At 63.6% G+C, this 638-nt stretch carries 1 protein-coding gene; it reads right to left on the bottom strand.

All coding sequences use genetic code 11. From position 1 onward, the window contains the following. A partial coding sequence (locus EN994_RS34270; protein WP_127308295.1) for a hypothetical protein occupies positions 1–562 on the bottom strand: 562 nt, incomplete at its 3' end. Positions 563–638 lie beyond the last annotated feature (76 nt).

The raw sequence follows: 638 nt of genomic DNA, 5'->3' as shown, positions 1-638 counted from the left end.
CGGTCTCGGCAAAGCGAACGGGACGCTGATTGAGGCACTCGACCAGCAGCGCCGAGCAGGTGGCCGCGATTGCCTGCAGTCCGGCACCCGGCGCGGCCAATGCGGCCAGGAGATCGCCATGCCGCTTGCGCATCGTGGCATGGACGGCCGCGAAATCGGCTTCGTGGATGCGGGCATTGTCGATGTTCAGGCCGGCAAGCACCGCTTTGGTCAGATAATACATATCGCGCCGGAACAGGCGCTCGGCGTCCAGTTGGCGATCCTCGTTGCCGACCGGGAAATAGGTGCCGAGGCCCTTCACCGTGGTGCCGTCCACCTTGATCGGGCGCTCATGCGGGACGAAAGCTTCGGCGATCGACAGTGCTTCGTCGACGGCACTCGCGGCATGGCTGAGCAGGCCTTCGATGCCCTTGCCTGGAAACGGCGGCAGATGGCTGGTTGCTTCGCGCAGGATGCTGGCATCGCCGCTGCCGTCATGGCGGCTCTGGCGGATGATTTCGCGGACTTCCCGCAGCCGGTCCTTCAGATTGACGCGGACATCTTCGGAGATTTGTCGGAGCATCGCGGATCGCCTTGAAATTTGCTGCGGATAGCCGACCGGGGCAGCCGCCACTCTCTACATTGTTCCTATCGATAGG

The organism is Mesorhizobium sp. M7A.F.Ca.CA.002.09.1.1 (genome assembly GCF_003998555.1).
GTDB classification, from domain to species: Bacteria; Pseudomonadota; Alphaproteobacteria; order Rhizobiales; family Rhizobiaceae; genus Mesorhizobium; species Mesorhizobium ciceri.
Note: the sequence above shows the minus strand (reverse complement) of the source record. Positions and strands in the feature narration are given on the sequence as shown.